This is a genomic window from Paenibacillus sp. ALJ109b, from assembly GCF_010747435.1.
In the GTDB taxonomy this organism is placed as follows: domain Bacteria; phylum Bacillota; class Bacilli; order Paenibacillales; family Paenibacillaceae; genus Paenibacillus; species Paenibacillus taichungensis.
The window spans coordinates 262,087-276,405 of the sequence record NZ_JAAIFP010000007.1 but is presented as its reverse complement, the minus strand read 5'-3'; the positions used below and the strand labels follow the sequence as shown (position 1 = coordinate 276,405).

The 14,319-nt window shown below is 48.0% G+C and carries 12 protein-coding genes; 9 read left to right on the top strand and 3 right to left on the bottom strand.

The window, feature by feature from the left end; translation table 11 throughout:
- The first annotated feature begins 120 nt into the window (after positions 1-120).
- Positions 121-1,590 (top strand): GNAT family N-acetyltransferase, encoded by a 1,470-nt coding sequence (locus G3352_RS08830; RefSeq protein WP_163755763.1) that lies wholly within the window; start codon positions 121-123, stop codon positions 1,588-1,590.
- 83 nt (positions 1,591-1,673) lie between these two features.
- Here the strand turns inward: G3352_RS08830 and G3352_RS08825 are convergent, their stop codons facing one another.
- From G3352_RS08825 to pdxR, 3 genes are read right to left on the bottom strand one after another with little or no spacing between them, the layout of a single operon-like run.
- Complete coding sequence (locus G3352_RS08825; RefSeq protein ID WP_240342989.1) at positions 1,674-2,132, bottom strand: GNAT family N-acetyltransferase; 459 nt, start codon at positions 2,130-2,132, stop codon at positions 1,674-1,676.
- On the bottom strand, positions 2,129-3,049 hold the full coding sequence (locus tag G3352_RS08820) for a D-alanine--D-alanine ligase (protein WP_163755761.1): 921 nt from the start codon (positions 3,047-3,049) through the stop codon (positions 2,129-2,131). The genes G3352_RS08825 and G3352_RS08820 overlap by 4 nt, the downstream gene beginning before the upstream one ends.
- Positions 3,050-3,061: 12 nt before the next feature.
- Entirely contained in the window at positions 3,062-4,513 is a 1,452-nt protein-coding gene (pdxR, locus tag G3352_RS08815; protein WP_163755759.1) for a MocR-like pyridoxine biosynthesis transcription factor PdxR, read from the bottom strand.
- Positions 4,514-5,184: 671 nt separating this feature from the next.
- Here pdxR and G3352_RS08810 point away from each other — a divergent pair.
- From G3352_RS08810 to G3352_RS08775, 8 genes are all read left to right on the top strand, one after another.
- Positions 5,185-5,541: a nucleotide excision repair endonuclease gene (locus G3352_RS08810; RefSeq protein ID WP_090994431.1), complete on the top strand. Its 357-nt coding sequence runs from the start codon at positions 5,185-5,187 to the stop codon at positions 5,539-5,541.
- A gap of 280 nt (positions 5,542-5,821) precedes the next feature.
- A complete protein-coding gene (locus tag G3352_RS08805; RefSeq protein ID WP_163755757.1) occupies positions 5,822-6,571 on the top strand; it encodes a Bax inhibitor-1/YccA family protein in 750 nt (249 codons plus the stop codon).
- Positions 6,572-6,841: 270 nt separating this feature from the next.
- Complete coding sequence (locus tag G3352_RS08800) at positions 6,842-8,059, top strand: AraC family transcriptional regulator (protein WP_163755755.1); 1,218 nt, start codon at positions 6,842-6,844, stop codon at positions 8,057-8,059.
- Positions 8,060-8,108: 49 nt separating this feature from the next.
- Positions 8,109-9,155, top strand: a complete 1,047-nt coding sequence (locus G3352_RS08795; RefSeq protein WP_163755753.1) for an ABC transporter substrate-binding protein — start codon at positions 8,109-8,111, stop codon at positions 9,153-9,155.
- A gap of 303 nt (positions 9,156-9,458) precedes the next feature.
- Complete coding sequence (locus tag G3352_RS08790; RefSeq protein WP_163755751.1) at positions 9,459-10,319, top strand: alpha/beta hydrolase; 861 nt, start codon at positions 9,459-9,461, stop codon at positions 10,317-10,319.
- A 165-nt stretch (positions 10,320-10,484) separates the two neighbouring features.
- A complete protein-coding gene (locus tag G3352_RS08785; protein ID WP_163755749.1) occupies positions 10,485-11,270 on the top strand; it encodes a 2,3-dihydro-2,3-dihydroxybenzoate dehydrogenase in 786 nt (261 codons plus the stop codon).
- A gap of 23 nt (positions 11,271-11,293) precedes the next feature.
- Entirely contained in the window at positions 11,294-12,628 is a 1,335-nt protein-coding gene (gene dhbC, locus G3352_RS08780) for an isochorismate synthase DhbC (protein WP_163755747.1), read from the top strand.
- Positions 12,629-12,631: 3 nt separating this feature from the next.
- On the top strand, positions 12,632-14,245 hold the full coding sequence (locus G3352_RS08775; RefSeq protein ID WP_163755746.1) for a (2,3-dihydroxybenzoyl)adenylate synthase: 1,614 nt from the start codon (positions 12,632-12,634) through the stop codon (positions 14,243-14,245).
- Positions 14,246-14,319: the final 74 nt, after the last annotated feature.

Sequence of the window (14,319 nt, the reverse complement as noted above, 5' to 3'; positions counted from 1 at the left end):
TTTGACCCATTACGAGGAGCTTCGGCGTTTCTGAAATGATGAAACGAATCGGGGAGTGCCTCTATTGGAGGTGCTCCTCTTTGTCGTGTCATCCCAAATAGATCCCCAGAGGTGTTATATATGAAAAGTCAATTAATCATCCAATCCAGTTCGATTACATTACGTCCACTAACGCTGGAAGACCAGGACGCGCTGTACGCATTAATCCGACAACCTGAAATCACGGATATTCTTCCCGAATGGAGGATGACAGAGGAACAGCTGCATGGTTTTCTGCAATTTGTTGTTGGCAGTTACGAGCAGTTCGACCCAAAAGATGTAAGGGTCATGCTGGCTGTTGTACACAATAAAGATCAGCAAATCATTGGTTGGTGTGGTGTGTTTCCCAATGATATGCTGGATAGTGATGATCGTGAAGTGGCTTATGCCATTTCACGGGATTATCGGAATAAAGGGTATATCACAGAAGCAGTGAATGCCTTAACGACATACTTGTTCGAAAATACTCTGTTGGACCGAATCGTGGGTATTGTGAAGCCGTTTAACCAGCCTTCACGCAAGGTGCTTGAGCATGCCGAATTTCGTTATGTCTCTCGCAGAAAACTTTCGGATCAGGCAGATTACGATTACTTTGAGCGACATAAAGTACAGCCGGCACCAGCATCTTCACTGGGGCTGCAATCTCAAGTTCAGCTTCGTCGTGCATGCCAAGAGGATGCTGAAGTGCTTACTGAGATATGCACCAGAGCCTTTGATCATGCGATTAGAGTCTGGGCTAAAGGAGACACAGTTCCGGACAGCAACCTTTGTCCACCAGGCTATTCGTCTGTTCGTATGCACAGTTACGTGATCCGTGAATGGGACTATTACGTTATAGAATGGGATGGATGTACCATTGGTGGAGTCAGTGTCAATGTATTGGGAAGTAGGCATGCGAGACTGGATAAAATCTTTATTGATCCCGTTTGTCATGGTCGGGGTATAGGATCTCAGGTCTTCAGGCTTGTTGAGGCCGAATTCCCGGAGATTGGGATATGGAAGCTGGAGACCTCGGGAAGACAGCGCGATAATCATCATTTTTATGAGAAAATGGGTTATGTCTGTCTCTATGCATCTGAAGATGAATATGGATATGAGAAAATCATAACACTAGAGTCTGTAATCCAGCTCCCACCCGAGGAATTATCCAACGTTAAGGGTGAGATGGTTACTGAATTTTACCAAGCTGATCTCGATTCACTTCGCTTCAGCACCAGCAATCTTCGGGATATCCGGATGACCGATTGCAACCTGAGTGGGGGCAAATTCACCAATCTGAATATGACCAGCATATTACTGGCCGATTTACGTTTAACAGGTAGCAAGGTTGAATTCTGTGCTTTGGATGGTGTTCATTTTCAGGATACACATCTCGGCCAAGACAGAGTACCCATGCGTTGGGAACATTGTGATCTCAAGGGCAGTCATTTCAATGACTGTGATCTATCCGGCGTACAGTTGGAACAGTGTCAGGTGGCAGGAATGAAGATTAATGGAGTGGCTATAGAGGAGTTACTTGCTGCGTATGAATCCATGAAGGCCAAAAGATAAATTAGTTATAGCAAAATAGAGAACGCCCGTTTCCGACCTCTGTGTTGGAAATGGGCGTTTTTTTGATGTTACTTTGTAAACAGTCAGCTATGCTGCAAAGCCTGCGGCTTTTTGCTAAAGCCGGTACTTCCCGCGGTAAAGCCCATCTGTTGGTAGAATTTATGCGCAGCTTCACGATCCGGGCGATTGCCGCTGTTCAGGGATAAGGAATCCACGCCATGAGTGGCTGCCCATTGCTCTGCTTCCAGAATAAGCTGACGACCGATGCCGGAGCTTCTGAACTGGTCATGCACGATAAGAGCCATGATGCGGCAGTGTCTTCCGTTTTTCTCATATAGATAAGATGTTTGGAGTCCGATCAGTCCAACGACACGGCCACGGACTTCGGCAACCAACGTTGCAAAGTTTGAATCTGCAGCGATGTGCGAATAACGCTCCTTCATCTCGGCATATGTGGTTGGATAACCGAGTTGATCCATAAGAATGACCATGTCCTGCAGATCTCCAGGGGTACTGTTACGAATCGTTACATTCAGACTCATGATCGCGTTGCCTCCTTTTGACGTTCTTTTAACGAGAGATCAATGATGGAATCCAGCAAACCGGCAAAGGAGATACCAGCCGCGGCTGCACTTTTGGGCAGCAGGCTATTTCGGGTAAGACCTGGCAACGTGTTCACCTCAAGCACATATGGTATGCCATCCCGAATCATCATGTCCACACGGGCATAGACACTGCATTTTAACACCCGGTAACAGGTTAGTGCCGCAGCTTCTACACGTTTATGCAAATCCGCAGGCAAATGAACGACCTGCTCCTCAGCGCCGCCGTCATTATATTTGGAGGTGTAATCGAAAAAATCGGCATTTGAACGAATCGAGATAACAGGAAGCATCTGACCATCCAGAACGGCGCAGGTAATCTCTTCGCCCTCAATATACTGCTCGATCATGACGACTTCGTCCCAGATGAGTGCCGCTTCTACAGCCGCATGAAGAGCCGAGGGTTCCTGAACCACTTGCGTACCGATACTGGAACCGCCTGAGTTGGGTTTTACTACAACGGGATACGTTAACTGTTGCACAGCGATTGATGACAATTCATCCAGACTGCTTACCTGAAGCCACTCGCCAGTAGGTACACCCGCATGCTGGATGAGCCGTTTGGACATATCTTTGTCCATGCATACGCTGCTCGCGAGGACACCACAGCCTGTATAAGGAACACCCAGCGACTCCAACGTACCTTGAATCGTACCATCCTCGCCATATTTGCCGTGCAGAGCGAGCAGTGCCACATCCAATCCTGCGGCTTTCTCAATGAGATCACGTTTGCTGTTGATCTCCACCGGAATAACCTCATACTTCTGTCCATCCAGATGGTTGATCATCTCCTGTCCGGTGAGCAGAGAAACATTCCGCTCCGAAGATGTGCCACCCATTATCACGCCAACTTTCATGTGTAATCCTCCTCATTTCATTTGAGCAACCGTCTCGCCAATGATGCGAATACCTTTGCGAATGTTCTCATCGCTGACTCGGGAGAAGCCCAAACGCATCGTGTTTTGTCCCTGGCCTGGTTCAAGATAAAAGGTATCCCCGGGCATGAAGGTAACGCCTTTTGCCTTGCAAGCCGCCAGCAGCTCCCTCGTGCGGTATTCTGGTTGGAATTGTACGAACAGGTGAAGTCCTCCTTCACCGGAAACCCGGCACATCGGTAGATACTGCCGCAAGCAGCGAACGACCAGCTCATATTTTCGTTTGTACTCCGTGCGAGCCCGCTTCAAATATTTCTCGAAATTGCCGTTGCTCAGATATTGATAGAGCAGGGACTGATCCAGCGTCGAGGTATGAATGCTGCGCGCCCGTTTCATGCTTTCCAGATAATCAATCAGTGCCGCATCCGCAATGACCCAGCCTACGCGCAATCCCGGAAACAATACCTTGGAGAAGCTGCCCAGATACACGAGTCCGTTCCCTTTGCCCACACTGGCAATCAGAGGGGAGACATGGGAACCGGAATAGCGCAGCTCCTCGTTAAAGCCGTCTTCAATTATCGGCACATGGTACTGGTTCATCAGCCGAATGATCTCTGTCCGTTTGGCAGGTGATGTGACGATCCCGGTTGGATTGTGGTAGGAGGGCACAAGGTAGGCCAGATCATACGGGTTTGCTGCAAGTTCCCGTTCCAACTGCTTCAGGTCCAGACCATCTGATTCCATATCCACACCGGTGAGATGGAATTGATGAAGTCTCAGATTTTTAACAGCGGTATGATGTGTCGGGTTTTCACACAGGGCTCTGCCGCTTTTTTTGCGAAGTGCGCCCAGTACCAGATCAAAACCTTCAGTAAATCCGTTGGTAATCAGAATATCCTTGCCGGATAGGTCGACACCTTTATTTTCCATATAGCGCAGCAGATACTTCATAAGAGGCCTGTAGCCTTGCGCATATCCGTAATTCAGCAGTACTTCACCTTCAAGCGACATCCGGTCGAGGAAGGCTCTTTTGACATTGTGCATGTCGAAAAGCTTCTCATCCGGCGCGATGCTGGTAAATGAAATCTCACCGCGCTCTGAGCCAGAGCCATGTTTCATCAGATCATACTGCTCTGCCTGGATTGCATAATCGCTGACACGTTCGTTCCAGTCCAGCTGCCACCCGGATGTTGCCTCAGTTGCATCAATGGTGGAGCTTACGTAATTGCCTTTGCCTTTGACCGCGTAAATCAGGCCTTCCTCCTCAAGTTCAGCATAGGCCAGCAGAATCGTGCTGCGGCTTACTTTCATGAGTGTACTGAGTTCGCGGGTGGAAGGAAGCTTTTGTTTGGCTTGCAGGCCGCCTTTGAGCATCAATCGCTTCATATAATCTTTGACTTGTATATATACAGGGCGGTCCTCCGTCAGTTGCAGATCGGAATACATCCCATCACTCCCTTATTTGCTATCTTGCCATATTATAACCCCCGCAGAAAGAACCACGATACCTCTGTTTCCCTGCGGAGGTGGTTGGTTGTTTGCGCAAACGTAAAAAAGCCCTGGCATCATGCCGGGCTGGGGTGAAACGTGATCCATCTTTTATAGTGCTGCTGCTATAACTTTCTAGGTTGGCGTTACATGACTAGTCTCTCTAGGATCGATAGCTATCTGTCCTTCTACGTGTGTCTATTTACTCTCGTACGGCTATAATTGCAGGCTTTCTAGGTCAATCCAATTCTATACTATCTTCGTAAATCTAGGATCTTTCTACGTTTGCTTGCTGCAAGGGTCGAATAGATGATGAATCGTAAAGCTATAAAGCTAGGTTCTTGCTAACTGTACTCTTGTCGTGCGCACGTAACAGAATTCAGTATGAAAAAGATGATCAATCATAGGGTACAATAGACGGAAGTAGATATAAAGACATATGTCTTAGTGCCCAAATTCTTCCTCATACCCCTATAGTACCACTTTGAATCAGGGAAGTTAACCTTTTTTTTGAAATATTTGTCGTAATAGTTGAAAAAAGCTTGAATCTTGCTTCTTATTAATGAAATGGTTTCCCTTTATAATATATGATAGGATGTAAACCTATAGATAATGAGGAAGTGAACCTATTGATTAATATTACTGTGCCCACACCAGATGTCATCATCACGAAGCAGGCTGATCCACAGCTTAGCCACATTTATGGATTCACCGATTTCCACCTGATTACACGGGAAAAGGGCGGTATCTTCATGTTTTACAATGCTGCTGATGAGTTGTTATTTGTCGGGAAAGCACGAAAATTAAGACCGCGCATCAAGAAACATTTTGAAGATACCGTATCACCAATGAAGTCACACCGCGAGGAAGTAACCACCATTGAAGTGTGCGTTATTGAAGATCCGGTGGACCGCGAAATTTACGAGACCTATATCATCAACACGATGCGTGCGAAATACAATGTAGATAAAGTGTTGTACAAATAAGTATCTCGAATGTGCCCCAAGAGCGATAAGAATGGGAATCAAATGATGGAATGTGCTAAATAAAGTGTAAAGTATTTTTCGCAAAGTTTTGGGACATATAGCCTATGGCTTGCGTCAACAGACAAGGATGTGATCTGCGGATTGCATCCCACGTCTGCTTGGAAGCATTAGAATTTTTATTTTTCAATATGTAATTTAATATGTAGTTCGTAGAAACAGCAATGTAGAACCTAGAGATGGTAGTACAGGATTAACCAAATACATAGAAGAGGTGATTGTTTTGATCGGACGTAGCGGTAACCCAACACTCAAAGATAGTACGTTTGAAGACTCTAGAGGTTATGGAGATGATCGGTATCAAACCAGAATGACGATCAACGGTACGGTAAACAAAGCGTTTATTACGTTGGTAATTCTGCTGGGCAGTGCATTTGCATCCTGGATGATGTTTTTCAATGGGCAGGAAGTGCTTCCTCTTGCATATGGAGGGGCAATCGTCGGTTTTATCCTCGCATTGATTATTTCATTCAAACCTGTTGCGGCGCCTTACCTTGTGCCGATCTATGCCGTGGCAGAAGGGATGTTCCTCGGAGCACTCTCGGCTACGTATGAATACTTGTATAACGGCATTACGCTGCAAGCTGCTTTGCTGACCATGGCCGTCTTTATTGCTCTGCTGATGGCATACAAGACAAGATTGATCAAAGCTACGGAGAATTTCAAGCTGGGGGTTGTGGCAGCAACCGGAGGCATCATGATTATGTATCTCCTCAGTTTTGTTCTTGGTTTTTTCGGGATTACCGTTCCCTATTTGCATGACAACAGCCTGATCGGAATCGGCATTTCTGTCGTTATCGTCATTGTGGCCGCACTGAATCTGGTACTTGATTTTGATTTTATTGAAAGTGGTGCCGAGAACGGTGCTCCGAAATATATGGAGTGGTACGGTGCATTTGGATTGATGGTTACGCTGGTATGGCTGTATCTTGAAATTATTCGTCTACTCGGTAAGCTGCGGAGCCGGGATTAATTCAATTCAAAACTTCTCAAACCTAATCATGTAGTCTCCCATCAAAAGCTAACTCGTGCCCAAAACACGCAGTTAGCTTTTTTGCCTTTTACGGGATAGTCATAACATCGAACTGTGTACATTCTTCCATATATGGATTGACTGAATGGAAAAGAATGTGATATTTTAATTGATAATGATTATCATTTTCGTTAGTCTAATATAGTACCGGCTGTATTGCCCTGTACATTTCATATCAAACCGATCAAGCAGATCGAAAGGAGTGGCCTTATGTTACTGGAAAATGATTCGCAGACCCCTGCGCACTTGCCCGTTACCGGCCGCAGTCCCAAGACGGATCTTGCCAAGGTAAAAGTATATATGGACGAGCACTATGACGAACCATTGTCTATTGCAGATCTCGCCCACAAAGCCAATATCAGTGCGAAATATTTCGTGGACCTGTTCAAGAAGACCTACGGGCAGAGTGCAATGGAATATCTGACCGATCTCCGTATCAATCGTGCGAAACGATATCTGAAAGAAACAGGGTACAAACTTCGTGAAATCGCGCTGAGAGTAGGGTATAGCGATGAGTATTATTTTAGCCGCAAATTTAAAAAGGAAGTGGGCGTATCTCCTTCGGATTATGCCAAAAATGCGAGAAAACGCATCGCCACCTGCTCCTCCAGCATCATTGGACAGCTGCTGGCGCTTAATGTCATGCCTGTCGCTGCGCCGATTGACCCCAAATGGACCGCTTATTATTATAACGCGCACCGAACAGAGATTCAGTCACATTTGAGACTGACAGACCCGTATACCAGCTTGAGATTTGAAGCCAACGTGGAGCGTTTGGTTCATATCCGGCCGGACGCTATTGTCGGTACGGATCAGATCAGTGACCAGGATCAGGCCAAACTGGCTGAGATTGCACCTTGTTGTTTTGTACCGAAGTATCACTTGGATTGGCGTGCACAGTTACGCATGATTGCTGCTTTTCTGGAACGGGAAGAACAGGCAGAGCAGTGGATTGGTGTATACAATCAGCGAGTCGAGAAGACACGGGATTCCGTAAAACAGAAAGTGGGCCGGGAGAAGGTCATCGTTGTTCGAGTGTATGGTCAGCACCTTTATCTGTATCGAAATCCGGGTATTGAAGAAGTGTTGTACAACAATGGTTTACAACTAGAGACGTTTCCCGACGTTCAGGCCAATACACGGTTAACATTGGAACAACTGGCTGCGCTAAATCCAGATCGGATTCTTGTTATGGTGTGTCCTGAGGCCGCATCGCGTGCATACTGGCTCAGTCTGCAACACTCGCCAGTATGGCGTCAGCTTAAGGCAGTAAGGCAATACCAGATTCATCTGATTACAGGTGATCCCTGGTTTGACTACTCTGCCGTAGGCGTGATGCGTATGCTGGATGAAGCGCTGCTGATTTTCACGGGATATTGTCCAAATGTATATCTGGATAACGTCCATGGTGATTCTCGGGCTACATGACATATAATCCATCTATCTAAATGAGAATGTTTATCAAGGGGGATATGTCATGTTTCAACAGAAAAAAGGTAACGGACACCGTTCCGTTCGTCCATTTCGTAGTGCCGGATTCTCGGCCTTGCTCGTACTGGTATTGATTACGGGTCTGCTATCTGCCTGTGGCTCAAAATCAGAAAATGAGGGAGAAGCACAGAAAGAGCAGCCAACAACGGAGGCTTCGACCACGGCCTCATCAGGGACTGCTGTAACCGAAGAGAACACGGAAGAAACCAAAGGAGAACGAACTGTCAAAGACGATCTGGGACATGATGTTATTGTTCCTGAGCATACAGAGCGTGTTTTTGCACCTTATCTGGAAGACTCTCTGCTGACGCTAGGCGTTAAACCGGTAGCTCAGTGGGCGAGTGGTACGCAAGGTCATGTTTACCTTCAGGACCAGTTGAGCGGAGTGCCAACACTGGATTTCTCCAGTGGTTTGCCTTCTCCTGAAGCACTAATGGCGTACAATCCGGATTTTATTATTCTACACACGGCCCAATATGCCGAGAACGGTGTATATGAGAGTTATTCGAAAATTGCACCAACCTACGTATTTACGAATGCTTCGGGTGATGTTGAGAAGTCTTTGCAGGTAATTGGTGATCTGCTGGGCAAAGCGGCTGAGGCCGAAAAAGCCATTGCAACGTATCATGCGAAGGTAGATGATGCTAAGGCCAAGCTCGCCAAAGTTACCGAAGGCAAGAAAGCAGCGATCATTCGTTTTGCACCTCGCGGGATTAGTATGATGGGTGGTAACTACTTTAGTGGTTACGTGGTATATCAGCAATTGGGACTTGGCAAACCAACACTGGTACAAACGGAGAACAGCGCAACGGTATCTACCGAGGTGTTGCCTGAGATTGATGCCGACTTTATTTTCACGGTGGAACAGGGTCCAGGGAGCATGAAGGAAATGACGGATACCAAAGTATGGAACAGCATGCCAGCCGTTAAAGCTGGAAATGTATACGCAGTGGAGCCCGCTCCGTGGCTGGGCGGTGGATTGATTGCTTATGGTCATGTCATTGACGACACGCTGAAGGCGTTAACGCAATAATAGAGACAATCCATTGATGTATTGATCACAATATGAGAAATGTAGCTCCCAGCGGAGTGCCAGAAGCCGGACAAATTCCAGCGTTTCAGGTATTCCGTGAGGGAGTTTTTTTATTTTAGGGGTAACCAAGTCAGTTACAGAAATGTGGAAATATGGAGATAATCAAAATCATTTCTGGATATCGTCCATGGGACAGCCGGATTTACTCTCTTATAATTGGTAATGAGAATCAATCTCATATAAAACATGTGTAGTTCAGTATTCAACTTATATACGCAGAACAACGAGGAGGAACCATCCGTAATGACGTTTCAGCCCAATCAACCCGCATCTGGCACCCTTGAACATATCGCACGCAGTACCGTACAGATTCCCCGCGCCGAACAATGGACCATGAAATCACGCAACGGCAATCATGCCTATCAGATCATGGTATTCCAACCGGCAGAAGCGCCACCGCCTTCGGGGTATCCGGTGATCTATCTGCTGGATGCCAACTCGGTGTTTGGCACAATGGTGGAAGCCGTTCGTGTACAGGGCCGCAGACCGGAGAAGACCGGAGCACTTCCGGCCATTGTTGTTGGCATCGGGTATCCCACGGCGGGCCCTTTTTCGCCGCACCGTTACTACGACTTTACCCCGCAGGCCACAACGGAATATACACAGAATTCGGATGGAACACCTTTACCGAAACAGGGTGGAGCCGATGAATTCTTGCAGTTTATTGAAGAAGAGCTGAAGCCTGATATGGAACGGCAGTTCCGGATTGACCGGAGCAGACAGGCTATTTTTGGCCATTCCCTTGGTGGATTGTTCGTATTGCATACGCTGTTCAAGAAACCAGAAGCTTTCCGCTATTACATTGCGGGCAGCCCTTCGCTTCACTGGAATCAGAACGTCATGTTGGCGGAGGAACAGGAGTTTGTCGCACGGCTGGAGCAGCATCCCGTGAACGTCAAGGTGTGGATTGGCATGGGTGAACAGGAGAAGACGCATCCTGCGCGCAACAATGATAAGGCTTCGAGTCTTACAGAACGGTTATCTGCGCTGAATCAGCCGGGTCTGGACATTAAATATACCGAGTTTGAAGAAGAAAACCATGTATCAGTATTACCGTTTCTGATTAGTCGTACGATGCGTTTTGCCTGCAGCCCGGAGTCGTAGGAGGAAAGAGGCGACAGTATTTCTCAATTAGAGGTATCAGTATGGGAGAGTGGACGAAAGGCATGTGGAGCGAAATGTTATGGATTTACGGATGAACCAATCGGGTTCAGCAGGCTAACATATCTCTCCAACAGGAGAGAGCAGTAGTGTAAGGGAGGAACAGGAGTGAGTTACACAGGGACTGATGGAAAAGTAGCCGTAGTCACCGGTGCTGCGCAAGGCATTGGTGAAGCCGTGGCGAGATTACTTGCCGAGCAAGGCGCTATTGTTGCAGCTGTCGACATACGAGAGGATCAGTTGAATCAACTGGTCACAGATCTGCATAGTCAGGGTCATCAGGCAACAGCCTGTCCTATGGATATATCTAATCGTCAATCCGTTGAAGATGCAATCCAGCGTATTGAGGAGACATTAGGTCCGATTGGCATTCTGGTGAACGCAGCGGGAGTACTATACACGGGGGCTGTGAGTGAGCTCCGTGATGAAGAATGGACAAGAACTTTTGACGTGAATACACATGGTGTATTTTACATGTCACGTGCTGTGGTGCGATACATGGCCGAACGTCAATCAGGGGCGATTGTCACTGTCGGTTCAAATGCTTCTGGCGTGCCCCGGATGCACATGTCCGCCTACGTAGCCTCCAAAGCGGCTTCAACCATGTTCACCAAATGTTTGGCGCTTGAATACGCCTCAGACCATATCCGCTGTAACATTGTATCTCCAGGTTCGACGGATACCGATATGCAGCGTGCATTGTGGGCAGATGAGCAGGGAGCACAGGCCGTTATCGCCGGTTCCCCGCAAGCATATCGACTGGGCATACCACTGAACAGACTGGCGCTGCCATCGGATATAGCGGATAGTGTGCTTTTTTTGGTATCGGATCAGGCTAGACATATAACGATGCATAACTTGTGTGTGGACGGAGGCGCCACGTTAGGTGCCTGAATCAAGATAAGGAGATGATAATCATGTCAAAAGCGGGTACGGTTGCTGCAACTTCCGCCTTACACCTTCTGGAACAATATCGGGAGGGGACGTCCTTTTTCTGGTCTTCACCGCAACATACCCTGTTAGCTCAAGGGGAACAGATTCGGTGGTCTGCCATGGAGGTATCGGAAGGGAATACAACTGATTCCATGGGCGCGGTTAATGTTACTGAGCAAATGCGGTATGAAGAAACGCAGCTTTTCATTAACCGAATGGAGCAGTTGATGCAAAAGGCGAGACGCTCGGGCCAAACGAAACCGATTGTGGTCGGTGCCATTCCGTTCGATCCGATACATTCTTCTGCGGAGCTATTCGTGCCAGAGAAGATCCAATGGGCTGAACCCTTATCCCCGGACGCCAGAGCATCGGTGGAAAAACGACCAGCTGCAGTAGGTTGTGAGGTGCGTGAAGAACCTGCCGGAGCCATATTTCAGCAAAGCGTAAACAACGTTTTGTTGGATCTAAATCAAGGCAATCTCCACAAAGTGGTGTTATCCCGTACACTGCATGTGAATTCACAGACGTTGGTGAACACGCATCAGTTACTCCGTAATTTGTTCAGGGATAACACACACGGATATACATTTGCTGTTCCGATGACGAAACTCTCTCTAGCAAAAAGTGATATAACAACGGATAAACGCGCTAGTGTTGAGGCGGAAAAAGAAAACCAGCGGACTTATATCGGAGCGAGTCCCGAATTACTGGTTACCCGGAAAGGGTCCAAAGTAAGAGCCAATCCACTCGCCGGTTCTGCTGCCCGGAGTGAAGATCCGGCTGAGGACCGTCGCCGTGCAGAAGCACTGCTGGCTTCAGCCAAAGATCGTCATGAACATGCAGTAGTCATTGAGGCTGTGGCGGAAGCACTGCGTCCGCTGTGCAAACAGCTATTCGTCCCGACAGAACCTTCCTTGATCCAGACACGGACCATGTGGCACTTATCTACAGAAATTCACGGGGAGCTTGCTGATGTGAACAAATCAGCACTGGAACTTGCCTTTGCTCTTCATCCTACACCAGCAATCTGTGGAACGCCTGTACAGGCCGCTCGGGAAGCCATCCGAGAACAGGAACCGTTTGAACGGGGATTATTCACCGGCATGGTGGGCTGGTGTGACAGTGACGGTGACGGCGAGTGGGCCGTAACGATCCGATGTGCGGAAGTGGAAGGAAGAACGCTTAAACTGTTCGCTGGTGCGGGGATTGTGGCAGGTTCTACAGCCGAAGCGGAGCTGGCAGAGACCTCAGCGAAATTCGGAACAATGCTGCTCGCCATGGGTTTGGATTCATCTGTGTCCAGTATGAAGGAGGAATGAATGATGCTGTCAGGATTTCAGGCCTGGCCTGAGGAAGTTGCCGAACGTTATCGTCAGGAAGGTTGCTGGGAAGGAATTACGTTTGGAGAAATGCTCCGCCAGCGCGCAGAACTATATGGCAATCGAGTAGCCGTTGTCAGTGGAGAACAACAATTAACCTATGCGGAGCTGAACGATCGGGTGGATCGTCTGGCCGCTGGTTTATATGCCAAAGGAATACGACAGCATGATCGAGTTATTATCCAACTGCCCAATATTACGGCGTTTATCGAGGTGTGTTTTGCCCTATTCCGCATTGGTGCACTGCCTGTATATGCACTTCCCTTACATCGGAAGAGTGAGATTACGTATTTTGCCCGTTTCTCTGAGGCCGTAGCATACGTGATACCTGATCAGGATGGAGGGTTTGATTACCGCACACTGGCCGAAGAGGTTCAGGCAGAGGTTCCGGGACTTCGGCATGTATTCGTGGCGGGAGAAGCGGGGCGATTTGCGGCTTTGGAGGATGTTTATACAGCACCAGTCACACTGCCGGATGAGCCGGTTTCTTCGGACGTTGCTTTTCTACAGTTGTCTGGTGGAAGTACCGGGCTGTCCAAAATGATTCCCCGCACCCATGATGACTACATCTACAGTTTGCGGAGAAGTGTGGAAGTCTGTGGACTTACCCAAGAGAGTGTCTACCTAGCGGTTCTGCCTATAGCACATAACTATCCCATGAGCTCACCCGGCTTCCTGGGTACGCTGTATGCGGGTGGAACCATTATACTGTCACGCGGGTCCAGCCCCGATGAAGCTTTTCCACTCATTATGCGCCATAAGGTGACCATAACGGCTCTTGTACCCCCTCTTGCACTCATATGGTTGAATGCGGCGGCTACCCGGGGGATTAAACTTTCTTCACTTGAGGTGCTTCAGGTTGGTGGAGCCAAATTCAGCGCCGAGGTGGCTGCACGTGTCCAACCCGTCCTAGGCTGCACCTTACAGCAAGTGTTCGGTATGGCGGAGGGGCTGGTGAACTATACCCGTCTGGATGATCCAATGCATGTCATTGTTAACACTCAGGGCAAGCCGATGTCTCCGTATGACGAAGTACGAATTGTGGATGATGAGGACATGGATGTGGAACAGGGACAATCGGGGCATTTACTGACAAGAGGGCCTTATACGATTAAAGGTTACTACAAGGCTGATGAACATAATGCCAGATCGTTTACCACGGACGGTTTCTATCGTACCGGAGATATTGCCAGTCTTACGGCTGATGGATATCTCGTTGTGGAAGGACGGGCGAAGGATCAAATCAACCGTGGCGGCGACAAAGTGGCTGCCGAGGAAGTGGAAAATCATCTGCTGGCCCATCCTGCCGTACATGATGCGGCTTTGGTATCCATGCCGGATGAATATCTGGGCGAGCGCTCCTGTGCATTTATCGTGCCGAGCGGTGAAGCTCCGTCAGCTGCCGAAGTGAAAACTTTTCTGCGTAATCGGGGTCTGGCGAGCTATAAAATACCGGATCGGATTGAGTTTGTGCAGTCTTTTCCCAAAACTCAAGTTGGCAAAGTTAGCAAAAAAGCGTTGCGTGAGATGATTACGGCTAAACAGCCCATCTCCTGATTGTAACGACTGATAGATAGCACTGTACACTGTAGCGCAGTGATGAACATGATTGTGATAAATAAAGCTGAAAA